Source organism: Vibrio sp. L3-7 (assembly GCF_963898195.1).
Taxonomy (GTDB): Bacteria; Pseudomonadota; Gammaproteobacteria; order Enterobacterales; family Vibrionaceae; genus Vibrio; species Vibrio echinoideorum.
On the sequence record NZ_CAWQUW010000034.1, the window covers coordinates 241,650 to 266,292 of the forward strand.

The 24,643-nt window shown below is 42.4% G+C and carries 19 protein-coding genes; 8 read left to right on the forward strand and 11 right to left on the reverse strand.

What is annotated here, in order from left to right; translation table 11 throughout:
• Nucleotides 1–217 precede the first annotated feature (217 nt).
• Nucleotides 218–1,759 (reverse strand): DUF3360 family protein, encoded by a 1,542-nt coding sequence (locus AACW75_RS19115; RefSeq protein ID WP_017076712.1) that lies wholly within the window; start codon nt 1,757–1,759, stop codon nt 218–220.
• A 799-nt stretch (nt 1,760–2,558) separates the two neighbouring features.
• Between AACW75_RS19115 and AACW75_RS19120 the strand changes: the two genes are divergently transcribed.
• The 4 genes from AACW75_RS19120 to AACW75_RS19135 all read left to right on the forward strand — a co-directional run bounded on the left by AACW75_RS19120 (nt 2,559) and on the right by AACW75_RS19135 (nt 5,770).
• Nucleotides 2,559–3,329 carry an ABC transporter ATP-binding protein gene (locus tag AACW75_RS19120; protein ID WP_017076713.1) on the forward strand — a complete coding sequence of 257 codons (771 nt, stop codon included), beginning with the start codon at nt 2,559–2,561 and terminating at the stop codon, nt 3,327–3,329.
• A gap of 170 nt (nt 3,330–3,499) precedes the next feature.
• A complete protein-coding gene (locus tag AACW75_RS19125) occupies nt 3,500–4,270 on the forward strand; it encodes an ABC transporter substrate-binding protein (RefSeq protein WP_017076714.1) in 771 nt (256 codons plus the stop codon).
• Nucleotides 4,271–4,349: 79 nt separating this feature from the next.
• Nucleotides 4,350–5,090: an ABC transporter permease gene (locus tag AACW75_RS19130; protein WP_017076715.1), complete on the forward strand. Its 741-nt coding sequence runs from the start codon at nt 4,350–4,352 to the stop codon at nt 5,088–5,090.
• Between the two features lie 2 nt (nt 5,091–5,092).
• Nucleotides 5,093–5,770, forward strand: coding sequence for an ABC transporter permease (locus AACW75_RS19135; RefSeq protein ID WP_017076716.1), 678 nt, complete (start codon nt 5,093–5,095; stop codon nt 5,768–5,770).
• An 81-nt stretch (nt 5,771–5,851) separates the two neighbouring features.
• On the opposite strand, the gene xthA is transcribed toward AACW75_RS19135, so the two are convergent.
• The 3 genes from xthA to emrD all read right to left on the reverse strand — a co-directional run bounded on the left by xthA (nt 5,852) and on the right by emrD (nt 10,466).
• Nucleotides 5,852–6,658, reverse strand: a complete 807-nt coding sequence (xthA, locus tag AACW75_RS19140) for an exodeoxyribonuclease III (protein ID WP_017076717.1) — start codon at nt 6,656–6,658, stop codon at nt 5,852–5,854.
• A 169-nt stretch (nt 6,659–6,827) separates the two neighbouring features.
• Nucleotides 6,828–8,918 carry a S9 family peptidase gene (locus AACW75_RS19145; RefSeq protein ID WP_237297502.1) on the reverse strand — a complete coding sequence of 697 codons (2,091 nt, stop codon included), beginning with the start codon at nt 8,916–8,918 and terminating at the stop codon, nt 6,828–6,830.
• Between the two features lie 342 nt (nt 8,919–9,260).
• Nucleotides 9,261–10,466, reverse strand: a complete 1,206-nt coding sequence (emrD, locus tag AACW75_RS19150; RefSeq protein WP_145570987.1) for a multidrug efflux MFS transporter EmrD — start codon at nt 10,464–10,466, stop codon at nt 9,261–9,263.
• A gap of 498 nt (nt 10,467–10,964) precedes the next feature.
• On the opposite strand from emrD, the gene AACW75_RS19155 reads away from it, so the two are divergent.
• A complete protein-coding gene (locus AACW75_RS19155) occupies nt 10,965–13,082 on the forward strand; it encodes a methyl-accepting chemotaxis protein (protein WP_145570985.1) in 2,118 nt (705 codons plus the stop codon).
• A gap of 159 nt (nt 13,083–13,241) precedes the next feature.
• On the opposite strand, the gene AACW75_RS19160 is transcribed toward AACW75_RS19155, so the two are convergent.
• The 5 genes from AACW75_RS19160 to dinG form a co-directional block, all read right to left on the reverse strand.
• Nucleotides 13,242–14,375, reverse strand: a complete 1,134-nt coding sequence (locus AACW75_RS19160; protein WP_145570983.1) for a ribosomal protein uL16 3-hydroxylase — start codon at nt 14,373–14,375, stop codon at nt 13,242–13,244.
• Between the two features lie 42 nt (nt 14,376–14,417).
• Nucleotides 14,418–14,588 carry a pleiotropic regulatory protein RsmS gene (gene rsmS, locus AACW75_RS19165; protein WP_017076474.1) on the reverse strand — a complete coding sequence of 57 codons (171 nt, stop codon included), beginning with the start codon at nt 14,586–14,588 and terminating at the stop codon, nt 14,418–14,420.
• The gene (locus AACW75_RS19170; protein ID WP_145570981.1) at nt 14,578–15,126 is read right to left on the reverse strand and encodes a primosomal replication protein; all 549 of its coding nucleotides are present in this window, start codon (nt 15,124–15,126) and stop codon (nt 14,578–14,580) included. The genes rsmS and AACW75_RS19170 overlap by 11 nt, the downstream gene beginning before the upstream one ends.
• A gap of 22 nt (nt 15,127–15,148) precedes the next feature.
• On the reverse strand, nt 15,149–15,928 hold the full coding sequence (locus AACW75_RS19175; RefSeq protein WP_017076472.1) for a sulfite exporter TauE/SafE family protein: 780 nt from the start codon (nt 15,926–15,928) through the stop codon (nt 15,149–15,151).
• 127 nt (nt 15,929–16,055) lie between these two features.
• Complete coding sequence (gene dinG, locus AACW75_RS19180; protein WP_145570979.1) at nt 16,056–18,131, reverse strand: ATP-dependent DNA helicase DinG; 2,076 nt, start codon at nt 18,129–18,131, stop codon at nt 16,056–16,058.
• Between the two features lie 513 nt (nt 18,132–18,644).
• Here dinG and AACW75_RS19185 point away from each other — a divergent pair.
• Nucleotides 18,645–19,652, forward strand: a complete 1,008-nt coding sequence (locus AACW75_RS19185) for a porin (RefSeq protein ID WP_102452724.1) — start codon at nt 18,645–18,647, stop codon at nt 19,650–19,652.
• A gap of 138 nt (nt 19,653–19,790) precedes the next feature.
• Here the strand turns inward: AACW75_RS19185 and AACW75_RS19190 are convergent, their stop codons facing one another.
• The gene (locus AACW75_RS19190; RefSeq protein ID WP_145570977.1) at nt 19,791–20,519 is read right to left on the reverse strand and encodes a pseudouridine synthase; all 729 of its coding nucleotides are present in this window, start codon (nt 20,517–20,519) and stop codon (nt 19,791–19,793) included.
• A 339-nt stretch (nt 20,520–20,858) separates the two neighbouring features.
• Between AACW75_RS19190 and AACW75_RS19195 the strand changes: the two genes are divergently transcribed.
• Nucleotides 20,859–23,084, forward strand: a complete 2,226-nt coding sequence (locus tag AACW75_RS19195; protein WP_145570975.1) for an NADP-dependent isocitrate dehydrogenase — start codon at nt 20,859–20,861, stop codon at nt 23,082–23,084.
• Between the two features lie 262 nt (nt 23,085–23,346).
• Here AACW75_RS19195 and cspD read toward each other — a convergent pair whose 3' ends face one another.
• Nucleotides 23,347–23,568: a cold shock domain-containing protein CspD gene (gene cspD / locus AACW75_RS19200; RefSeq protein WP_017076467.1), complete on the reverse strand. Its 222-nt coding sequence runs from the start codon at nt 23,566–23,568 to the stop codon at nt 23,347–23,349.
• Between the two features lie 748 nt (nt 23,569–24,316).
• Between cspD and clpS the strand changes: the two genes are divergently transcribed.
• Nucleotides 24,317–24,637 carry an ATP-dependent Clp protease adapter ClpS gene (gene clpS, locus AACW75_RS19205; protein WP_017076466.1) on the forward strand — a complete coding sequence of 107 codons (321 nt, stop codon included), beginning with the start codon at nt 24,317–24,319 and terminating at the stop codon, nt 24,635–24,637.
• Nucleotides 24,638–24,643 lie beyond the last annotated feature (6 nt).

Below are 24,643 nucleotides of genomic sequence, written 5' to 3' on the forward strand. Positions count from 1 at the left end.
CAATATGTATGAGCACATTAGCTTTATATGATTATATATATTGTCACTACTTTCTATATGGTGTCTTACTCTATGAATTCAAGATTACGCTAAAAAATTTCTGTAAACCTTAAACTAAATCAATAAATGCCAAAAAAAGTTGAAAAAATTTGAGTGGCAGGGGTTGCCACCCAAACTTTTTTTTAGTCTCAATACTACTTTTGTGTAGTTAGGACTATTATAGCCAAGCTTTTAGGCCATATTGACTTTCTAGCATACCAACTGCAAGCATTGCTACTAGACAGATAACTAAAACGCCAACTGGGATAACAATCTTGTCTACAAATGATAGACGCTTCGCACGCTCTTTATCACCAATAAAGCCATTGTTATCAAGAAGCATAGTGAGTGCCCATGCTAATACTGGGTTAACAACTGCTGAACCGAAGATACAGATACCAGCCGCTTGAGAATCTTTTGAATCCTTAACCATTTGCATACCAGCTTCAAGCAGAGGCAGTGATACACCTACAAGTAGAGCAACACGCATTACTGGTGGCCAAACTGCAACATCCATTGGGAAACCAAGGATTGCAACAATAATACATAGAGAACCAAGCAAGATTGCGCCGCCAGGAATTGGACGTTTTGCGATTGCTGCTGGGATCATGTAAGTACCCCAAGAAGAAGTGATGTTACCACCACCTACAGCAGTACCTACCATTTGACGAACAGAACACATAGTCATTGTGTCATCAACGTCCATCAGAACTTTTTCAGAGCGTTTAGGGTAGTTCAGTTCTTGGAAGATGCGGTGACCTAGGAAATCTGGCGACCACATTGCTACTGCAAGAATTGCGAATGGTAGAGATGCAATGAAGTGTTCAACGTTTGGTAAACCAAGCATCCAACCTTCTGAAGTAGAACCCCACCAGTAAACTGGGTTTAGGTTTGGAATACCCATTTTGGTTTCGAACACGATATCGAAACCTGCACCCAATGCTAATGCAATAGCAAGACCTGTGAATGCACAAACTGGGATAGCCAACCAACGCTTGTTCACTTTTGCTAAGAAAGCGTAGATAGCAATCGTAATAGCAAGAACGATAAGGCCAACGTAACCCATGCTACCCGCTTCAACAGTAGAAGATTGAAGACCAACCGCCCATGCTTGAATTGAGTTTATTTGACTCATGGTACCGGTAAGGCCTAAGAATATAAGCAAGCCACCTGCCGTACCTTCCGAAGTGAGGTTAACAAGTTTAGAGCCGCCTTTTAGGAAACTTAGGATGAGACCGAAGACACCGATAAGAATTGCCAATGCAAGAGGGTGAGCACCAGCGAGAGCGATGGTACCGATAAGGGGGATCATTGGGCCGTGGTTGCCAGCAAGGTTTGCTTTAGGATTAAAGAAACCAGAGGCAAGGATACAGAACAGCAGTGCAGGGATAAGCATTTCTACACGAGCAACTTCGATAGCGAAGTCTTTTCCAAGGTTTACGTGATCCCAAGCTTGAGTTAGGCCATCGGCCCAAGACATCATTACTGCTGAGTACATTGCAATGATACCAATGGTACCAGCAAGTGCAGGAACAAGATCTTCAAGTTCAAAGCGGAAATCACGACCAGGAAGGTTTAAACCGAAGCGGCGAGGCTTCATGATTTGGAGTTCGTGATCTAAATAATCTGAGCGGCTCTCAAATTCAGAAGCAGGACGGTGTAGCTCTTTATAGCTTTTCTCTTCTACTTCAGAGTTCGCATTATTGACAACGTCTGACATAGATTCCTCATATTTTTATGTTAGTAATTCTAAAATTGAATTAAATAAGTTCGCGTAATTGCGTAATTGCGTTATTTCTTAGTTATAACTCATTAACATTATGTTGCACGGTCTTGATGTGCTTTATGCAGCTAAGTTAAAAGAAATGTTTGGCATTTTTAATGCCTTATTTTGTGTTGAGGAGTCTAACAAGCTTACCCTTTAGGGTGATTGATCTTGATCACTTTATGAGTGTATGTGAAAGAAAGCTACAAAACGCAGCGATTCATTAACGTACCATTGATGAAAAGTGTAATTTGTTTTCACAAACTGACGTTTATCTATCTTATTCGAGCCTTTGCTACCAAAGCATGAGTTCAAAGTCCGAAGCTTATTGAGTTATTTCACTATTGCTTGCTTACCGTTGATTGTGGGTGAAACTCTTACAACGTTATAACCAATAAAATAGCGCTACCTTGCGGTGCGGTTTGTTCGGTCATATGAGCGCTCTATTTTTCGTCAGCGGAGTTTCTTAGTTCACAAAATTTGTTTTTCTTGTGAGACACCAAGCTACGGGACTCTCATTTTGATTAACTTTATTTAAACAATGTAAGAGTTGTAATTACGACTTATTGATAGAACTCATTCATTAAATTGAGGTGAAAACGCTACCTTTTGCATAATAAGTCAGAGTGAATCGCTATTTATTCCAAATTATTAGGTTAATAATTTGTTGCATGTTAAACCGTGTGGTGCTAATTTGTATCGCATGAAAAGGTCGGAGTACCTTGCATTTTCACAAACTTGGGAGAGAAAGCGCATGAAAGATGTACCGGCGCTGGACATAAAGGATCTACACAAAACGTTTGGTCAAAATGAAGTTTTAAAGGGAATTTCACTTTCTGCGCACAAAGGCGATGTAGTATCGATTATCGGGTCTTCAGGGTCAGGTAAAAGTACTTTCCTTAGATGTATCAACCTTTTAGAAACACCAACTGCTGGCGAGATTTGGGTTAATGGTGAATTAATTCAAATGAAAAACAACCGCCAAGGTGTTTCTGTTCCTACCAATGAAAAACAAGTACAGCGAATCCGTTCTCGTCTGGCAATGGTTTTTCAGGGATTCAATTTATGGTCTCATCTGACCGTTCTCGAAAATGTTATCGAAGCACCTGTTCACGTATTAGGTGTGCCCAAAGCACAAGCGATTGAAAATGCAGAGTTACTGCTGAAGAAAGTAGGCCTGTACGAGCGCAAAGATTACTACCCAGGACACTTATCTGGTGGACAACAACAACGTGCAGCTATAGCAAGAGCGTTAGCGGTCGATCCGGAAGTTATGTTATTTGATGAGCCAACATCGGCGCTTGACCCAGAGTTAGTCGGTGAAGTTCTTGGTGTAATGCGTGATCTAGCAGAAGAAGGAAGAACCATGCTTGTGGTAACACATGAGATGGCTTTTGCTCGTGACGTATCAAACCACGTGATGTTCTTGCATCAAGGTCTAGTGGAAGAGCAGGGTGATCCAGCTAAACTGTTTACGGAACCTGAATCTGAGCGATTGAAACAGTTTATCTCTTCGATTTATTAATCGGTTTACTTAGAGATAAATCGTTAGCGCGAATCAGAATTGAAATGCCGCCGCCAAGGTAAACAGCGACGGTGTGAACAATAAAACACAACAAGTCAATTAATCAGTAACAACAAACACAATATTAAAAACTAGCAAAACATAAAAACCTAAATCACAGGAGTAGGGATATGAAAAAGTGGTTATTAGTCGCGGCACTTGCTGCAACTGCTGCAACGGGCGTAGCTCAAGCAAAAGAATGGAAAACAGTACGCTTCGGTATTGAAGGTGCTTACCCTCCATTCAGCTGGACTGAAGCTGACGGTTCACTAAAAGGCTTCGATGTCGATATGGCTAACGCGCTTTGTACTGAAATGCAGGTGAAGTGTAAGATCGTTGCACAAGACTGGGACGGTATTATTCCTTCTCTACTTGCTCGTAAATATGATGCGATCATTGCGGCAATGTCTATCACGGAAGAGCGTAAGAAAAAAATCGATTTCACTGGTAAATACGCACTTATCCCAAACAAATTCATCGCTAAAAAAGATGCAGGACTTAACTTTGATGACCTAAGTGGTCAAAAAATTGCAGTTCAGCGTGCAACAACTCACGACAAATACCTAACAGATAACTACGGTGATTCAGTAGAGATCGTTCGTTACGGTTCATTTGACGAAGCTTACCTTGATCTAGCCAACGGACGTGTTGTAGCTGTACTTGGTGATGCGTCTGCTCTTGAAGAAGGCGTTCTAAACAAAGCTGGTGGTGAAGCTTACGAGTTTGTTGGTCCATCACTAACGGATCCTAAATGGTTCGGTGACGGTTTTGGTATTGCACTACGCAAGCAAGATAAAGATCTGACTAAACAGCTAGATGCTGCAATCCTTTCACTACGTGAAAAAGGCATCTACCAAGATATCGCTGCTAAATACTTCAATTACGACGTATACGGTAAGTAACCTCTAGCGTCAATTCTTAAGGGAGAGGTTCCTCTCTCCCTGTCTTACCAACTTTTTCGCAGTTCTGTTGGAATTCATTATGTTTGATTTACTAGGATATGAAGCTTCGATCCTGAAAGGGGCGGTGCTTACAATTGAAGTGGCTTTACTATCGCTAATTTTAGCTATGGTTCTTGGTATGCTAGGTGCCTTGGCAAAGTTAGCGCCATACCGCTGGGCTCGCGCTATTGCAACCCTCTACACAACCGTTATTCGAGGCATCCCTGACCTCGTATTGATGATGTTGATTTTCTTTGGTGGACAAATCCTTTTAAACAACAGTTTGTATTCCATCAATGAGTGGCTCAATGAGTGGTTCACTTCGAGTGATCCTAACCATGAATGGACCGCTTACTTACCTGATTATATCGATGTCAGTCCGTTTATTGCCGGTGTATTAACGATTGGCTTTATTTTTGGTGCTTACATGGCTGAAACATTCCGTGGTGCAATCATGGCTGTTGACAGCGGTGAAATGGAAGCGGCCAAGGCTTACGGCATGGGTCCAGTTTTAGCGTTCCGTCGTATTCTACTTCCACAAATGATTCGTCACGCATTGCCAGGTTTCGGTAACAACTGGTTAGTACTGCTCAAAACGACGGCTTTAGTATCCATTATTGGATTAGAGGATATGGTACGTGTCAGCACGTTGGCAGCAGGTTCAACCAAAATGCCATTCACGTTTTATATGGCAGTAGCACTTATCTTCTTATTCTTTACAAGTGTTTCGACTGGCTTACTTAAGCTTGTTGAACGTAAATTCAGCATTCACGCGAGGTAGATATGGACTTTTCATTGATTATTGAAAGCCTACCAATTTACCTTAGTGGTTTATGGACAACGGCTTGGATGGTTTGCGTAGCTTTGATTATTGGCCTATGTGTCGCCATACCATTAGCTATTTCTCGTAACAGTCCCAATATGCTGATTAATGCCCCAGCTTGGTCATTCATTTATTTCTTCCGTGGGACACCATTATTGGTGCAGTTGTACCTGATTTATTACGGGATGGATCAGTTCTTCCCAGTGAAAGACACACTATGGGAAAACGCGTGGTTCTGTGCATTGGTTGCATTTATTCTCAACACGTCTGCATACACAGCAGAGATCATTCGTGGTGCAATTAACGGTTTACCTAAAGGTGAAGTTGAAGCGGCAAAAGCGTACGGTATGAGTACAGCGAAGACTTATCGTCGCATCATTTTACCAAGTGCTTTGCGTCGAGCATTGCCAGCTTATAGTAATGAAGTCATCTTTATGCTTCATGGCTCTGCAGTTGCAGGTATTGTAACGATTATGGATCTGACTGGTGCAGCACGTTTGGTAAACTCTCGTTACTACGCTCCATTCGAGTCTTTCTTAACAGCAGGCCTGTTCTACATGGGGTTAACGTTTATTATCATTGCGATTTTCAAATTCGCAGAGAAACGTTTCCTAGCTTACCTAAGACCACTTAGTTAATAAGTACGTAACAACTATTTCACTTAAACAAACGGCGCTTTTATAGCGCCGTTTTTTATGGATAAACTCGTTTACGTTAAGCTATTTAAACGTTGACCAAATTGGTGCGTGATCAGATGGCTTTTCAATGCCACGCAGTTCGTAATCGATGCCTGCTTCAGTACATTTATCAGCAAGTTTCTGAGTCGCAAGTACTACATCAATGCGTAGGCCGCGGTTGTCCACGAAACCTTTAGAACGGTAATCAAACCATGAGTACTGGTCGTTTACTTCTGGGTGTAATAGACGGAAGCTGTCTACAAATCCCCAATCCATCAATGTTTTCAGCCATTCGCGCTCTTCTGGTTGGAAAGAACACTTACCGGTTTTCAACCAACGTTTCGCGTTAGGTTCACCGATGCCGATGTCTGCGTCGATAGGGCTGATGTTAATGTCGCCCATCACAATGACTTGTTCATCTTTGTTGTGGTAGTCATTTAGGTAAGTCATCAAGTCTTTGTAGAACTGACGCTTGTATGGGTATTTAGTCTCGTGCTTGATGTTATCCCCTTGAGGGAAGTAGCCATTGAGCACGGTAACTTTTTCACCGTTTTCGTCTTCAAAAGTCGCCATGATCATACGCTTTTGATGGTCTTCATTGTCTGTAGGAAAACCTTTCTGCACAGAGATAGGTTCTTGCTTACACAGCATAGCCACACCGTAGTGCGCTTTTTGGCCATGGAAGTAAACCTTGTAACCCATCGCTTCAACATCAGCGAGCGGGAAGGCTTCATCGTGTACTTTAATTTCTTGAAGACCAATCACGTCAGGTTGGTGTTTGTCGATAATCGCTTGCAGTTGGTGAAGGCGGGCTCTAAGGCCATTGATGTTGAAGCTAATTACTTTCATTTGTTTTTATACCTCTCGGAAACCTTTGTCACTGTTTGTTCTAAAGGTTTTTTGATTTGGTTGATTTCATGGTTCATCGTATTTAACCATGCTTAATAATTTCTGTCGCCATTTTGTAGTGACTAAATGGCGACGTAAAATTGTGTGAATACCTACAGTTACGCGGAATCTATTGAGTCTTTAGCAAGTCTAAAAAGAAAGCGTATTCAAGTGCGTCTTCTTTCAATCGTTTAAATCGACCAGAAGCACCACCGTGACCGGCTTCCATATCGGTTTTGAACAGCAGTACATTGTTGTCTGTTTTCATTTCACGCAGTTTCGCCACCCACTTCATTGGTTCAAAGTACTGTACCTGTGAGTCATGCAGACCTGTTGTTACCAGCATGTTCGGGTAGTTTTGTACCTTAATGTTGTCGTATGGCGAGTAACCCAGCATGTAATCGTAGTAGGTTTTATCGTTCGGATTGCCCCATTCGTCATATTCGTTTGTGGTTAGAGGGATCGATTCATCAAGCATGGTTGTTACCACGTCTACAAACGGAACATGAGCACCAATACCACGGTACAGTTCTGGTGCTTGGTTGATGATTGCGCCCATCAATAGACCGCCAGCTGAGCCGCCTACCGCAAATACTTTATCCTTAGCACCGTAACCTTCTTCAACAAGCCCTTTGGTTACATCAATAAAGTCGTTGAACGTGTTTTGTTTGGTCAGTTTCTTGCCATCTTCATACCAAGGGCGACCAAGCATTTCTGAACCACGAATATGTGCGATAGCATAAACGAATCCGCGATCAAGTAAGCTGAGGCGTGCCGATCCAAAGGTTGGTTCGATTGTGTGGCCGTAAGAGCCGTAGCCGTATTGGTAGATAGGGTTAGTGCCGTCTTTCTTGAATAAATCTTTACGATAAACCAAAGAAACAGGTACTTGCTTACCATCGCGAGCCGTTACCATGATTCGCTCTGATTGGTAATTATCCGCTTCGAAATCACCTAATACGGGTGTTTGCTTCATTAGCTCGGATTCACCTGTATTTAGGTCGAAATCATAGTAAGTGCCCGGCGTGGTTAGGCTGCTGTAATAAACACGAACTTTTGAGTTATCTAATTCATAGTTACCTGTTAGGTAAGCGGCAAAAGCGGTATCGTTAAATTCAAGTGGGAACTCTTTGCCCGTTGATAGTTGACGTACTTTCACTGTAGATAAGCTATTTGCACGTTGCTCGTAAACAAGATGGTCATCAAACAACTCGAAATCAACAAGTTGAGTATTATCGTCGGCTGGGATGACATCGACCCATTTTGAACGGTCGTGCATGTCTTCGGTTGTGACTTTCATTAAACGGAAGTTGACGGCTTGGTAGTTGGTGTAGATGTAGTGCCAGTTACCCAATTTAGCGATGCTGTACTCAATCCCCGTTTCTTTTGGGTAAAAAGGTTCTGCTTTCGCGTTTGGGTTGCTGGCATCTATGACTGAAACACCGCTGGTTTCTGTGCTCGAATGCCAAATGTAGACCTGTTCACCATCTTTGCTTTTGCTCAGGGATGTGTAGTAAGCGCTGTCGGTTTCTTCGTAGATTAGCTCATCGCTTGTCTGAGTTGTGCCTAAGATATGGCGGAGAACTTGGTAACCCAGCAGCGTTTGCGGATCTTTCTTGATGTAATAGAAGGCTTGGTTGTCGTTTTGCCATGCAATTGAACTCGAGGCACCTTCAATTTCATCCGTTAGATATTCACCGGTCGTAAGGTCTTTAATCTTTATTGTGTAAACTCGGCGGCTCAGCGTATCTTCTCCATAGGCCAACAAGTTTTCGTTTGGGCTGATCGTCAAGCCACCAATACTGAAGAATTCATGGTCTTTTGCCAGTGCGTTAACGTCTAAGATGACTTGCTTGTCTGTGCCTGCAAAGTCTTTTGCACGCAAGTGAACTTCGTATTCGTTGTCACCTGTGACTTCATTCGAATAGTAGTAGCGGCCTTTACGAACCGGTACCGAATTATCGTCTTTCGCGATTCGCCCTTTGATCTCTTCAAATAACTGTTCTTGTAATGCTTCAGTGTGTTTCAACACGGTCTCTGTGTACTGATTCTCTTGCTCAAGGTGTTGCAAAATTTCTGGATCTTCGCGTTCGTCATCGCGCATCCAGTAGTAATCATCGATTCTAGTGTCACCATGAATCGTCATTGCATGAGGGACTTTCTTAGCAACGGGTGCTTGGATTTGCTGAGCGACGAGTTGTGATTGAGAGTAGTGGTTCATGGTTGATATTCCTTGATTGCTGCATCCGGCGACAAGCGCTATTGATACGGCTAATGTGGTTAAAGCGATACGCATCTGTATATCCTTAGTGTGCACCTAACTCGTTTTAATGCCAGCATCCTTTGTAATCGGAGTCTCGGTGCCTTGGTTATCTTCCAGTGATGTTATTTATAATTGGATTCTGGATATGCACTTTCAGCGTAAGTGTCTGTTATTGTTTTCATAAAATCAAAGTAATGTTAAATGAAATGGTTAACGAGTGAGAGGAAAAACGTGCAACAAAAAGGGACACACTTTTCAGCATATCCCTTTTCTTTGTTTAGGCAGAAATAGATTCTTATTTTAGATAGCCAATGGCATTTCGTTTGAGTGGTCATGTTTACGATTGACCCAACGTAAACCAAGCATGACGATAAATGACATTACGATCATCAAACAACCGAGTGGCAACTGGTCTTTAGCAGGGAAGAACGATGCTAATAATGTTGCGATGCCAGCACCTAGGTTCTGCATGCCACCTAAGATCGCGCCTCCAGTGCCAGCGTGATATGGGAATGGCGAAAGTGCCCCTGTTGTTGCTGCTGGAAAGAGGATGCCAGCACCCAAGAAGTAAATGGTTGCACCGCCAATCAAAGTCAATGCTGTCGTTTGACCAAAAAGACCCGGTATCAATACCACTGCTGAGCCTACTAAGATCGCGACTAGACCAAAATTCAATGCCCGACGTTCAGAGCGACGTTGTGCGATGTAACTAGATAAGCCAGCACCCACTAAGTAGCCCGGAATGGGTAAGACAAACAACAAGCTTACTGTGGTTGCAGGTAAGCCAAGTACGCCGCCAAGCAGTACACCTGCCGCTGCTTCAAATACGGCTACGCCAGCAAATGTTGCGACCAGTACCAGCAAGAAACCTTGGAAACGTTTGTCAGAAAGAACGAATTTGTAGCTGTTTACAACCGATTCATGTTTACGTCGCTCTTTTGGTAGTGTTTCCATCATGCTCGTCATCATGGTGATCACAACAGCGATACCAAACAGCGCAAGGAACAAGTAGCTAGAACGCCAGCCGAAAGCTTCTGTTAGGTAACCACCCAATACAGGAGCCATCAATGGTGAGAAAATTACACACATGCTGATTAAACTGTTTGCACGGTGCAGCTCTGCGCCTTCAAAGCAGTCGCGAGTCAATGTACGAGACATCGCACCGCCACAACCGATGCCCAAACCTTGGATAAAGCTACCAGCTAAGAACCATTCATATTCATGAGCGAATAATGCCACCAAAGTACCGATGATATAGATGATCAAACCAGCAACGATGATGGGTTTACGACCTAGGCGATCAGAAAGCGGGCCGTAGACAAATTGTGACAGACCGTAAGGGATCAGGTAACACGCCATCACGGCTTGAAGTGAAGACGCAGAAACCAAGAACTCACCCGACATATGACCGATAGAAGGCACGTACATCGTTTGAGTCATTTGACCTACGGCAGTCAGAATTGCGATTAAAAAGGTAAGTTTCGCTAATGGAAACGAGGCAGACATTTGCGTATCTCTCCAAAAATTAAAGACGTAAAAAGCCTTAGCGCTCCATTAAGGAGAGCCAAACAAATAAAGTATTCAGGGAATCTAGGCGCGAGATATTAGAGCTTGAATGGCGACTTAGCAATCAAAAAGTGTGAAGTTGATCAAGATAAAAATCTATAGTTTGGATTATAAAAACTAATCTGAATCGATGAGTTTTAAAGAGGGAAAGGGTGATTCGATTTCTTGGAAATGTCGATGCTATGGCTATGCTCAAAGTGCTAGGTCAATAGCCACATGACCCATGATTGCATGAGTACATTATTTGAAATCACAGAAACAAAAGACAAATGGCACGGCTTATTAACATTTATATAAACTTTCGTTTTATATGGGTGCAATTTGTGCTGTAATTATCCGCTAAGCTATTCGTCAAACTTATTTACATTGTGCTCTTCAATTCATCTCAATGTGGTAGTTACGGTTATGGAAGTCTTTTGGCTTAAATAAGGATATTAAATGCGCTCACTATCGGTACAGTGGAAAATCACCCTGCTTGCAGGCTGCTGTCTAATCATTACTTCACTGTCTCTTATTGGTTTCTCGATCTACAACGCGACGAGTAATCAACAAGTCATAAAATCTCAAAGTTCAGAATCGGTTATCAATAAGACCGAGCAACTATTAGCGTCAGTTTCTCAGCTCAATGCACAGGAAACCCAGCGTTATGTCGACGAAGCCATCTATCGCGCCGAGATGCTCGCGTCTAGTGCTCAGTTTCTTAAGAACAATGCAGACGAAAACTTTACGCCAAGTGAAGAGTTACGTACGGCATTAGATGAAATGGTGCGTCGTTCAGTTTTAAATTTCGATTCAATTCAAGGGGCATATTTAGTTTTCCAGCCTGATTTACTTGATGGTGAAGATGCTAATTATGTCGATGCTGACTATGTTGGATCCAATGAAAAAGGCCGTTTTGCACCTTATTGGAAAGTAGCAGACAACGGTGAGAATGTTCTCTCGAACGTAATTTCAGAAGCTATCTTGAATGATGACAGCAACAGTGAACGTTTTTACTGCCCATTGTCATCGGGTCAAACATGTATCAGTACCCCAAGAGTGGTAAACAGTGGCGGTACAACGTTACTTACTTCTTCAATTTCAGTGCCTATCTTGGTTGATGATGTTGCCATCGGTTTCCTGGGGATCGATTTAAGGCTTGATGGTTTGGTCAATGTTGTGACTCAATCTGATCAAAGCTTATTTAATGGCGCTGGTGCGGCTTATGTTGTGAGCCTAGACGGTTCTGTTATCGCTTCTGATGATAAAAGCATTGCTGTTGGTTCTAATTTCCAAAGTGAAAACACAAACGGCGACTTGATGACTGACTTTATCTTTGGTGGTGAGGTGACGACTCAATGGAGCGAGAATGGTGAGTGGTTACTCGCGTTTGCTCCTGTTGTAGCTGCTAACCAAACGTGGGGTGTGCTATTTGAGATCCCGCGAGAGAGTGTGGTCGCCGATGCGAATAAATTGGATTCAATTATTAGTACGAAGGTAAGCGAAGGCATCCAAACAGAAGTCATTGCAGGTATCGTCTTTATTCTTTTCGGTTTAGCTATTATCGCGTTTGCTTCACTGTCTATTGTTAAGCCTATCCGACAAGTGGTAGAGCGACTTAACGATATAGCTTCGGGTGAGGGTGACTTAACTCAGCGTCTAGAAGTTAAGTCTAAAGACGAAATTGGTCAGCTATCTAAAGGCTTTAACTTGTTCTTAGATAAGCTTCAGCATACGATTAAAGAAGTGATCCAAACAACGGAGCAAGTCGCAAGCACGACAAGTCAAGCGAAGGCATCGGCGTCAAGTACACGTGAAAGCAGCGAGTCCCAATTTAAAGAAGTTGATTTAGTGGCGACTGCCGCAGAAGAGATGACTCAGACTTCTGGATTAGTAGTACAAAATGCAGAAATAGCCGTTGATGCAGCGTGTGAAGCGAATCGTTCAGCTCAACAAGGGCAACAAGTTATTGAGCTTTCTGCCGGCGAAATGAGAAAGCTTGTTGAACGTATGTCGAGCGCGGTTCCGATTGTTGAAGAGTTAGCGAAGAATAATGGAAACATCACTGAGATCTTAAGTGTTATCGAAGGGATCTCAGAGCAAACCAACTTACTAGCCTTGAATGCTGCTATTGAAGCCGCGAGGGCAGGGGAACAAGGTCGAGGTTTTGCTGTGGTTGCTGATGAAGTTCGAAACCTAGCGAGTCGTACGCAGTCCTCGGTTGGTGAAATTAGAGCTGTGATCGATAAGGTTCATGCTGGAACGCAAGACGTTGTTGAGGCAATACAAGAAGGCAACATACTGGCGAATGATACAGCGCTGCACGTTCAGAAAGCGGTTGAAGATCTGGGTTCGATCTTTACTTCTATTGAGGCGATCAGTGATATGAACAGTCAGATCGTGAGAGCAGCTGAAGAGCAGCGTTCGGTTTCTGGTGAAGTGAATCAAAGTGTGGTTAACATACGTGATCTAAGTGCGAAGATTTTGGACCAAGCAGCAGCTTCTGAGCAAGTAGGTACTGAAATTGACCAACTGTCTCAAAAGCAAAAGAAATTGGTTAATCAGTTTAAGGTCTAGTTGTTCAAGGTTTTGCTATTTAAGTTTAGCTAACGGTTGAATCGAAAAAGGGGCAAATGAAGATTTCATTTGTCCCTTTTCTGTTTTTCTAAGGCTATTAGGCTATTAGGCTATTAGGCTCAAGGGCTCGGTGATATTCATCGAAACCGATTAACCAAGTTAGTCTTCGATAAACCAGTAACCTTTGTTTACCAACTCAGTCACAACTGTTACACCTGAAGGAGTAAGATTGGTTTCCGAGTTAATCACCGAGTCATCACACAGTACGTTTAGTAGCGATGAATCAGCCTGTTCAACTTTAACGACTTCCCCATTGATGTAAGCTGTGTTGCTTTCATTCTCATGGTATAGCGATTTTAAGCCCGATACTCGACAGATCTCGCCTTCTGACTCTAAGTGTTGGGCGATCTCTTCTTCTGTCCATAATGGCTCTGGTGCAACGATATCAAGCTGGTGGCGTGATTGGCTGAGTAAACACCCCATGAATTCGCTGATGGTTTCTGGTTGCTCTAGTGCTGATTTCAGCATATCCGTAAGATTACTCAAATCAGAAGAACGAATTTTGCCATAGCCATCTTGAGTTTTGAATTCAGGGTCATGTAGATGGACGTCACCCATATCATGAGCAAGTACAAAATCGGCGAAGTTACTGATTAGCTCTTGTTCTTTAGGAGAGCGGTAGCCAATAGAGTAGCTCATTGAAGGTTCTAAAGTGTTACCTTCATGTGGGAAACCTGGTGGGATATAAAGGATATCGCCTGGCTCCAAAGTTTCATCAATGATTGGCTCAAAGCCTTCTATTTGACGCAGTGCTGAAGCTTGTACTGTTTCTTTATATTGCCCTACATCTTTCGCGCCAACCTTCCATTGTCGCTTACCTTGACCTTGAATGATGAATACATCGTATTGATCAATATGCGGTCCTACACCGCCTTGTGGTGCTGAGTAGCAGATCATTAGATCGTCGAACAGCCAGTTTGGCAGTTGTTCGAAAGCTTGAGTCAGTTGATTAGCACCTTGATGCCAATGGTTCGCCGCTTGCACGATCAATTGCCAATGGGTTTCAGTTAGTTCACCAAACTTTTCTTCGGTGAATGGACCGTGTTCTGCTGTCCACTGATTGTCAAGGTTAGAGACAAAGCGAGAATCGACTTCTTCTTCCATCGATAAACCAGCAAGTTCTTCTGGAGACATTGGGTCGATGAAGTTTTTGAATCCACCTTTCAAGATGGTTGGTTTTTTATGCCAGTAGTTTTCAAGAAATTCGGGCATAGAAAAGCTAAGTTGGTACATGTGAATCCTGTATATTTTATGCTAGATGCTAGATGCTAGATGCTAGATGCTAGATGCTAGTTTGGATTGTAAATCTTGTTGGACAATCTTAATTGCCTCTAACGCAACCTTTAGGTCGATTTCGTTGCTTTCGAGTAGATAAATCAAGTCTACAGCCAACTTAACTTCTTCTGGTGCGTTATCTAATGGTGATGATGTGTTTTCAGTGCTCATTTCGCTTAGGGTTCTCTAAGTTAATCAGTCTCTCAATGTTTTTCATTGAATCTTCACAGCGTTCTAATCGTTCTTTTGCTAACTGCCAAGCTTCGTCAGCTTTCTTTTTACTGTGGCGAGGAGCTGAATCAAACGTTAACTTTCGTAGCTGTACTAAATCGACTAATCGCTTTTGCCAGTCTTGGTGCTGCGCGAGTTCATTATATAAGTCGTTAAGGCTTTTCCCGAGCTTACTTTTTCGGTCTAGACGTAAATCATGATTGGCAAGCTCTCTTTGAATTGCTGCTATCTGGTTAGTTAACTTTTCAGTCAGATAGTTTGCTCTGGGTGCGATGAGCTGATTTGTTGCTTGTTCGCGTAAAATAGTGTGGTAGGTAGCTTGAGTTTCGAGTGCATAGGGAAGCAAAATAAACGCTCTAGACTTAAATAAAGTTCGATCGAATAATGCTTGATGGTAAGCCCCTCGACCTTTATCGACCTGAGAGCAGTGACCTATTAAGGTATCTATGACGTTTTTAAGCTTCGAAAACTGATTCATTCTACTCCCGTTTACTTTGTGGTTATAAATTTACAAACCAAGCTTCGTAAGCCAATTTAATCGCAAGGACACTAACCACGGTAACAAACACAGGTCGTATAAACGTAGCACCAAATCGAATTGCGGAGTGAGCCCCAACAAATGCGCCAGCCATCAAGCAAATACCCATGGTTAAACCTAATACCCAGTCGATATGACCTAGAATGGCAAACGTCACCAAGGACGTTAAATTACTAGTAAAGTTCATCGCCTTGGATAAGCCAGACGCAAGTAAGATGTTTAAACGGTACAATGCCATTGAGCTTACTGTCCAAAAGGCACCCGTTCCGGGGCCTGCGACACCATCATAGAACCCTAGTATGAACCCTTGAAATTTTTGTTTTCTCTTAAGCACCGGACATGGTTTAGGTGACACATTGTGGCTCACCTCTGGTGTCTTGTGAAAAATGGTATAGACTGCCGCCGCTAAAATAATGAGCGGCAACACTTTTTCAAGCCATTCAGTGCTGATTGCATCGACGGTCAATGTACCAATAGTCGCGCCTATTAGGGTTGCTACAAATGCATTGATCCAGCATTCAGGCTTAAACAACTTCTTACGGTAATACGTAAGAGCCGCTGTTGATGAAGCAAATGTAGCGGCTAGCTTATTGGTACCAAGCGCAATATGCGGAGGTAAGCCAAGTGATAGCAAGGCGGGGACGGTTAACATCCCTCCACCACCTGCGACAGCATCAATAAAGCCGGCTGCAAAGGCAACCAAAGCAAGTACAACCAACATGGTTGGTTCAATCATTTCCATAAATAGTTATTGTTCTCGTTATATGCTGATAGGGCAGCCGCATGAATTTCCGTTGGGCTAGTCATGCATTGTTGTGAATGCGAGGAGCCATGATGATAGACCCCAAACCATCGATATGATGGCGAAATTAATATTCTATTGTTCTTTTAAAAGGCGGTAATGAGTCGATCAACGATTTACCGTATCGCTTCGTAACTATGCGCCGGTCAAGGATCGTGACTTTACCAGAATCTCTTTCTTTACGCAGTAACCGTCCGACAGATTGAATAAGCTTTTTGCTCGCATCTGGAACGGTAATTTGCATGAACGGATTCCCGCCTCTTGATTCAATATATTCAGAGTGTGCTTGCTCTACAGGAGAGGTTGGCACACCAAAAGGAATTTTAGTAATGACGAGGTTTTCAAGAAGCTCCCCAGGTAAATCTAGACCTTCAGAAAAGCTCCCTGTTCCAAAAAGGACGCTTGTTTTACCTTGCTCTATTAGCTTTTTATGTTTTTTTAGGATTTCAGTGCGTGAAGTGTCACCTTGAACCTGTAAAGCCCATGATTTTTTAACGAAATCTGTTGTTAAAGCTTCTGCAACTTTGTTCATTTGCCAATAAGAAGAGAATAGAACGAGATTGGCTTTGTTGTCTTCTAATACCTTAGGCAAAATTTCAATAAGATATTCTGTAAACTGAGGTGCTTGAGGTTCGTACTTCATTGCAGGAACAATCAGCTCTGCTTGGTTTTGATAATCAAACGGAGATGCCAAAGCAAGAAATTGAACACCGTCTTCTGCTTTTTGACTAATACCAGCTTGATGACAGAAAAAACTGAATGAGTTGAGCGCTCTCATTGTTGCTGAAACGAGTACAGCCCCAACACAGCGGCTCCAAATCTGCTGATCAAGTTGCCAGCCAACTTCTAACGGAGAGACATTCACAACGAAATCGCCTTCAGTTTCTTTGTTTAACTCAAGCCATCGAGCCAAAGGTGCGCCTTTCTCTCGTTTCGGCTCTGCCATTAAGCGCCAGACTTGAGCAAGGTTTTCGGTTCTCTGTATATAGAAGCCAATTTCTGCAAGTGCAGGCTCAGCTAGTTTTGCTGAAAGCTCTCCGTCTTTAACTCGTTCTGCAATCAGATCTGCGATTTTCGCGACGGCTTGACTCGCCTTTTGAGTCAGTTGTTTAAGGTCTTTAGATTCATTCTCTAACCATTCGGGAAGGTCACCGTGTTCAAAGCGGTAAAGTCCATCTTCAAAATGGGCTGCGTCAAACCGTTTGCTTAGCTGGGTTAGAGTCGGGATTAGCTGTTGCACTGTATCTTGCAGTTGATTTCTAAATCGATGAACGCGTTTTTCATCGGCTAGCCCTGAAAGCTTGCTGATAGATTGATTCAAACGCTCTAACCAAGATGCGGCGCCTTTTAAACTTGCAGCAGCAGACGAGTGGTCTCTTGCTACGTGAGGTAAATGGTGAGCTTCATCGAATATATAGATGCTATTTTCTGGTTCAGGCAGTATGACGCCGCCGCCTAGATCTGCATCAGCCATCACTAAACTGTGATTGGCGATAATCACGTCTGCTTTATCTAGCTCTGAACGTGCTTTTTGGAAAGGGCAATCTCTATGACTTGGCATACTGTTGTTGCAGCTGTGCTTATCACTGACGATCATTTGCCAAATCATGTTGTCGATTGGTTTCGGCCATGAATCGCGGTCGCCATCCCATTTACCTTGAGCCAAACTACGGTACATGGTTTGAAGTTGTTCGACGTCTTTCTTCTTTGGCTTAGACTCAAACATAGCCATTTGCCCACCATCAACTCCGCAAGCCGCTGCTAATTTCTCTGAGCAACAATAACGTTGTCTACCTTTAGCTAATATAAAAGAGAACTCTCTATCGGTGAGTCTTCTATATAAAGGAAGATCTTTATTCACGAGTTGTTCTTGTAATGCGACAGTCGCGGTCGAAATGATAATTTTTCGATTATTTAAAACCGCTACGGGAATGGTTGCCATTAAATAAGCAAGAGATTTTCCGATCCCAGTCCCCGCTTCTGCAACAATCATACGATTACTTTTGTGGTACTGACCACACAGTGTCTTCGCAATCTCGGCTACAAGGTAATTTTGTGCACGTCGAGGTACAAAGTTGTCCAACTGATCTTGGAGGTTTTGATAACTGGTGCGAATAGAATTTTGAATTTTAGTAGTTAGCATACTGTGACCTACGTAACGGAGCGAGGATAGTAGCACATATCACTAGTCGGTACATTTACGGCAAAATAGCTTGCTTTTGAATCAAAGGTAGATCTCGTTCACAAAAAAAAACTGAACCATCAGGAACTTAACGATTTTATTTATCTTGTGAAATATATATATTAAAAAAGACTGACCTACAGGTGTTAAATTCTATTTAAAGGTTGTTTTTAGCGTTCTTGTTGGGTTTATATTCTGTTTTATTGTTTTTTATAGTTATTATATTTCCTGATAAAACTAAGGATAAGCTGCTCGTAAAACGATGAAAAAAAATGTAAGTGTTTGATTTTAAATTGTTTGTGTTTTTTTTAGGTGCATTTTTAGTTTATTTGACACGCAGGATAATCTTTTGCAATCTAGACCTCGAAATTTAGTGACGGTGATTAACCAACAAAGAGTGGTAATGACCAGTCATAAAAATAATAGGGAACCGGGCAAGGATCTCCCATTCTTAGAAAAGGCAGTGGATTTATTATGAAAAAGACTCTATTAGCACTAACTATCGCAGCAGCTTCAACTTCAGCTTTCGCGAACGTAGGTCTAGAAAACTCAAAACCAACATTTGAATTTGACCCTATGCACAAAGAGCAGTTCTCTGTTTCTGGCGCAATCGGTGTGGGTGGTTACTACGATACAAAAACTAACGCTATCTACGATGACTGGGCTACAGCTCTTACTCTAGCAGTTAGCTACAAAAACAACCGTATCCTTGGTTACTTCGAAACTGATTTCGAACTTAACTGGACTACTGACGAAAAAGACAATGGCTTCGGCGTTAAGAATGACTTCGGTACTGACGTTGATAAAGCATGGTTAGGTTTTGACACTGGTGTTGGTGTTGCATCTTTCGGTTGGGAAAACGACACTGCTCTTGATAAAGTAGATGGCGCTGGCGACATGACTTACGAGTTTGGTTCTTCTGCTGGTGACGCATCTGACGCATTTAACGTAGTTAAGTTCCAAGGCGCAACTTCTGGTTTTGCTTACGGTGTTTCTTACTTTGAAACTGATGATGACCATTCTGCTGCTGATAAAGGCGTGAACGGTTACGTTGGTTTTGAAAGCGAAGTTGTAAATGTTTACGGTGGCTACGAAACTCGTGACGAAGCTGATTACCAAGTTTACTCTGTATCTGGTAACTCTAAGATTGGTGAGCTAGACCTAGGTGTTAACTTCTGGATCAACGATGGTTCAGACGACAAAACAGCTACTAAGAACACTACTAACCTAGAAACAGTTGGCTACTACCTATCTGCCGGTTACCCAGTAACTGAGCAACTAACTCTTGCCGCTGGTTACAACGCTAACTCTACTACTGAAGATGGCCAAGCTGACAAAGATATCTCTCGCGTAAACGTTGCAGCAATGTACACGCTTAACGACCGCGTAGACATGGGTATCGATATCCTTCAAGACATCGACGCTGGTAAAGGCAACGACGAAGAGACTTACGTATTCGCTGCTGCATTCTACAGCTTCTAATAGTTACTTAATTAGTAATTGTTAAACGTTGATAAAAGCCAGTCTTATGACTGGCTTTTTTGTGCCTTAAATTTATCAAAGCATATAAAAATGGCCGCTAAATTAGCAGCCATTTATTTCCTTGCGAGAACGGTTAAGTTATATCTCTTTCCACTCACCAGGCTGAAGCTCACCGACATTCATGTTGCCCATTGAATAGCGAATGAGGCGCAGGGTAGGGAAGCCGATATTTGCTGTCATTCGTCTCACCTGACGGTTACGCCCTTCAATGATTGTAATGGCTAACCAAGTTGTTGGTATCGCGGCTCTGAAGCGCACTGGCGGGTTTCTATCCCACACTTCAGGTTCAGACATCACTTCAATCTGAGCAGGCAGCGTCATGCCGTCTTTTAGTTCTACGCCTTTTCTCAATTTATCTAAATCTTCCTCAGAAGGTGCACCTTCAACCTGCACCCAGTAAGTCTTTGGTGACTTTGAGTTTGGTTGAGTCAATTTAGCTTGGAAGATGCCATCATTGGTTAAGACTATTAACCCTTCACTATCACGGTCAAGTCGTCCGGCTGCATAAACATCTTTAACTGGAATAAAGTCGGCGAGTGTTTTCCTGCCTTCGCCATCAGTGAATTGGCTGAGAGTATCGAAAGGCTTGTTGAACAAAATCACTTTGCGATCTTCAAGTGATACCTTGGGTTTTGCGTTAGTAGGCTTCCCTTTGTATCGGTGTTTACTTGAATGCTGTTTATTGTACGAATTGCCAGTGTTGTTTTTATCACTGCTGCGGCTCGGTCTATTACCGTTTTGTTTTAATGTTGTACCAGAACGAGCTGGTTTGTCTGAGCTAGATGCGCCTCGAGAGCGAGTAGACATGTTAACTACCTTGCAAAAATGTAAACGAAGTGTGCCGAAAAGTTTTCACTGAAACGGAATTGAGCTATCATTTGCGCGCCTAAAAGACACAAAATAGAACAAGTTGATGGACTCTTAAGTCTGATTTGTTTAATTATACCTTCGTGTTTTATTATAACTGGCTCTTTTATTAAAACAATGCACTCACGGATTTGGTTCATGCTGTCATCACGATTGCATGAAAAATAAGATAGAGTACGACTATCGAGTAAGCAGTTTTCACTCTTTGAGTGGCTTACTGGTCAATTTATAACATGCTCACTACTTTAAATGAGCTTGTAAGAACTATAGGGAAATTTCATGCCTACTGAAAAACCAACTATCATCTATACCATTACAGACGAAGCTCCGGCGCTAGCAACTTATTCTCTGCTGCCAATCATTCAATCTTTTACAGCTTCTTCTGGTATTAACGTTGATACTCGCGACATTTCACTTGCAGGGCGCATTATTGCCAACTTCCCTGAGCATCTGAATGAAGAGCAACGTATTGGTGATGCATTAGCGGAACTAGGTGAATTGGCTAAGACACCAGAAGCAAACATCATTAAGCTTCCAAACGTATCCGCATCTGTACCTCAGCTTCAAACAACGATCAAAGAACTTCAGTCAAAAGGTTACGCGCTTCCTAATTACCCAGAAGAAGCCAAGACTGACGAAGAAAAAGCAATCAAAGCAACTTACGACAAGATTAAAGGTAGTGCGGTAAATCCGGTTCTACGTGAAGGTAATTCAGATCGTCGTGCGCCGCTTTCCGTTAAAAACTACGCTAAGAAAAACCCGCATTCAATGGGTGCTTGGTCTGCAGATTCTCAGTCTCATGTTTCAAGTATGGATGATAAAGATTTCTTTGGTAGCGAAAAGTCAGTAACGATTGACGGTGCTACTGAAGTAAGTATCGAGTTTGTAGCTAAAGATGGCGCTAAGAAAACATTGAAGCCAGCTTTTGCTCTACAAGATCAAGAAATCATTGATGCATCCGTGATGAATAAAGCGGCTTTGGTTGCCTTCTTTGAAAAAGAGATCGCATCGGCTAAAGAGCAAGGTGTACTGCTTTCACTTCACATGAAAGCAACGATGATGAAAGTGTCTGACCCAGTGATCTTTGGTCACGCGGTTAAGGTTTACTACAAAGATGTATTTGCAAAACACGGTCAACTGTTCGACGAGCTAGGTGTTGACGTTAACAACGGCATCGGTGATGTATACGCGAAGATTGCAGCGCTTCCTCAAGAGCAAAGAGAAGCGATTGAAGCTGACCTACAAGCGGTGTACGAGACTCAGCCTCCACTAGCGATGGTTGACTCAGATCGTGGCATTACTAACCTACACGTACCAAGCGATATCATTGTTGATGCATCTATGCCTGCAATGCTGCGTTCTTCAGGTCAAATGTGGGATCCACAAGGTAAGCAAAAAGATACTAAAGCTATGATCCCAGATCGCAGCTACGCAAGCATCTACCAAGCGGTTATTGATTTCTGTAAAGAGAACGGTGCTTTCGACCCTACAACTATGGGTAGCGTACCAAACGTTGGCCTGATGGCTCAAAAAGCGGAAGAATACGGGTCTCACGATAAGACTTTCATCCTAGAAGCTGCTGGTCAGGTTCAAGTGGTTGACGCTTCTGGTTCTGTGCTTCTTGAGCAAGACGTAGAGGAAGGCGATATCTTCCGTATGTGTCAGGTGAAAGATGCTCCGATTCAAGACTGGGTTAAGCTAGCTGTTACTCGTGCGCGTGCGGCGGGTGTCCCTGCTGTGTTTTGGTTAGATGCGGCTCGTGCGCATGATGCTCAACTTATTAAGAAAGTAGAAGCTTACCTTCCTGAGTATGATACAAATGGTCTAGAAATTAAGATTCTGGCACCGCTCGAAGCAACTCAGTACTCACTGGTTCGTATTAAAGAAGGTCTAGATACTATTTCTGTTACAGGTAACGTGTTGCGTGACTATCTAACAGACTTGTTCCCAATTCTAGAGCTTGGAACGTCAGCTAAAATGCTGTCGATCGTTCCACTAATGAACGGTGGCGGTCTGTTTGAAACAGGTGCTGGCGGTTCTGCTCCTAAACACGTGCAACAAGTAGAGAAAGAAAACCACCTGCGTTGGGATTCTTTAGGTGAATTCTTGGCATTAGCGGCATCTCTAGAGCACCTAAGCGTAGTCACTGGCAATGCTAAGGCACAAGTTCTCGCTGACGCGCTTGATAAAGCGACGGGTGAATTCCTAGATAAAAACAAATCGCCTTCACGCCGAGTAGGTGAGCTTGATAATCGTGGTAGCCATTACTACCTAGCAACATACTGGGCTAAAGCGCTTGCTGAGCAAACGGCTGACGTTGACCTTGCTGCTGAGTTTGCTGGTGTTGCAAGTCAACTGGCTGAAAGTGAAGAAGCTATTGTTGCTGAGCTTAACAGCGCACAAGGCGTAGTAGGCGATTTAGGTGGTTACTACCTACTTGATGATGCTCTTGTGTCAGCACTAATGCGTCCAAGTGCTACGTTAAACGCACTTATTGATGCGTAATTCTAGTATTTACTAGCTAAAGTGAAATTTAAGACGCTTTAACGCTTAACGTTAAAGCGTCTTTTTTATGGATGATTATCTCGTTGTGAGGTTGAGCTTCGCTAATGTGAGTATTCCATATGAAATGGTTAGTGTTATAGATCGAAAAAACCGCTCATCCAAACCTGTATAACAGTGAGTAAATGAGCGGTCTTAATGTTCTGTTTTACCAAGTTGTTCCTTAACTAGGCCTAATTAAGGTAAATGTAATGTTGGTAATTGCCTATTTAGCGGCGCAACCTTCTACAGGAACAACGGAGCTGGCATGTGAGCCTTTAGGTCCACTTTCTACTTCATAGTCGACCTGCTGGCCTGCCTTCAAGGTTCGATAACCTTCCATTTGTATGGTGGAGTAGTGTGCAAAAATATCGCCGTCTTCACCTTCTGGACAAATAAAGCCAAACCCTTTGGCATTGTTAAACCATTTTACTGTACCTGTAGCCATGCTATACATCCCTCATGCATTTTGTTACTAACGTTGTTATATCAATTGATTTCATACCAATAATAGTCAATAACTGATCATCTTAGCTTATTAAACGGCTCGATAACGTCGTAAGAATTTTTGATTGTAGAATATCTACTTATCGAAAAATTTTGCCTTGCTCTCAAGCTTTTTTTGCGCCACTTCTGTTCATTTATTAACTGTAATTAGTACAAGTGCTATCGACATCATTCCTACCAACTAAAGAATTTCAGTTGATAGTTTTTAATCTCGTACATTGCTAACGGAAATTAACGCTACCCTGCGTACTATTCCTTATTGTTAGATTTTAACGCGTATTGCTATTTTTCAAATCGTGTTACGAAGTTGTTTCATAAAAACCTTTTAGCTCCAATGTAGCTAATGATTGAGCACAGTCAATAGGAAATTGGTATAAAAATGATCAATTTTAATAACAAATCACATTCGAGATTACCTTTGAACTATTAACTAAATAGTAACTTAACGGCGATCTTATCGTTAACATCAATAGTTACGGTGTCTTTTTAATCAATCACATATGTTAATCCTGTTAATCGAGATCTTTTATTTGCAGCGATGGAAATGGTGGATTAGGCTCAGTATAGAGGAATATTTTTTGGTACTGTTTCTTGGTGCAGTTTCTTAGTACACCGCAAAGCGCGAATGTGGTAAATTTGAATTAACTAAACATTCACGACTTCCGAAAAGTAACCCTTAGCAAAGCGATATGAGCAGAAACTTTGAATGGGCATCTCCAGGCTCAGATTTACTGGAGAAAGAGACAACTAAAGTAAAGCCACCGGCTATGTATAACGTTGTATTGAATAACGATGATTACACGCCTATGGACTTTGTAATCGAGATCCTAGAGCGGTTTTTCTCACTAGATATCGAAAAAGCAACGGAAGTGATGCTCAAGGTTCATTATGAAGGTAAAGCTATATGCGGCACATACAGTGCTGAAATAGCGGAAACAAAGGTAGCGCAGGTAAGGATGTACTCAAAGGAAAATGAGCATCCGCTACTATGTACAATGGAGCAAGTGTAAATTGCT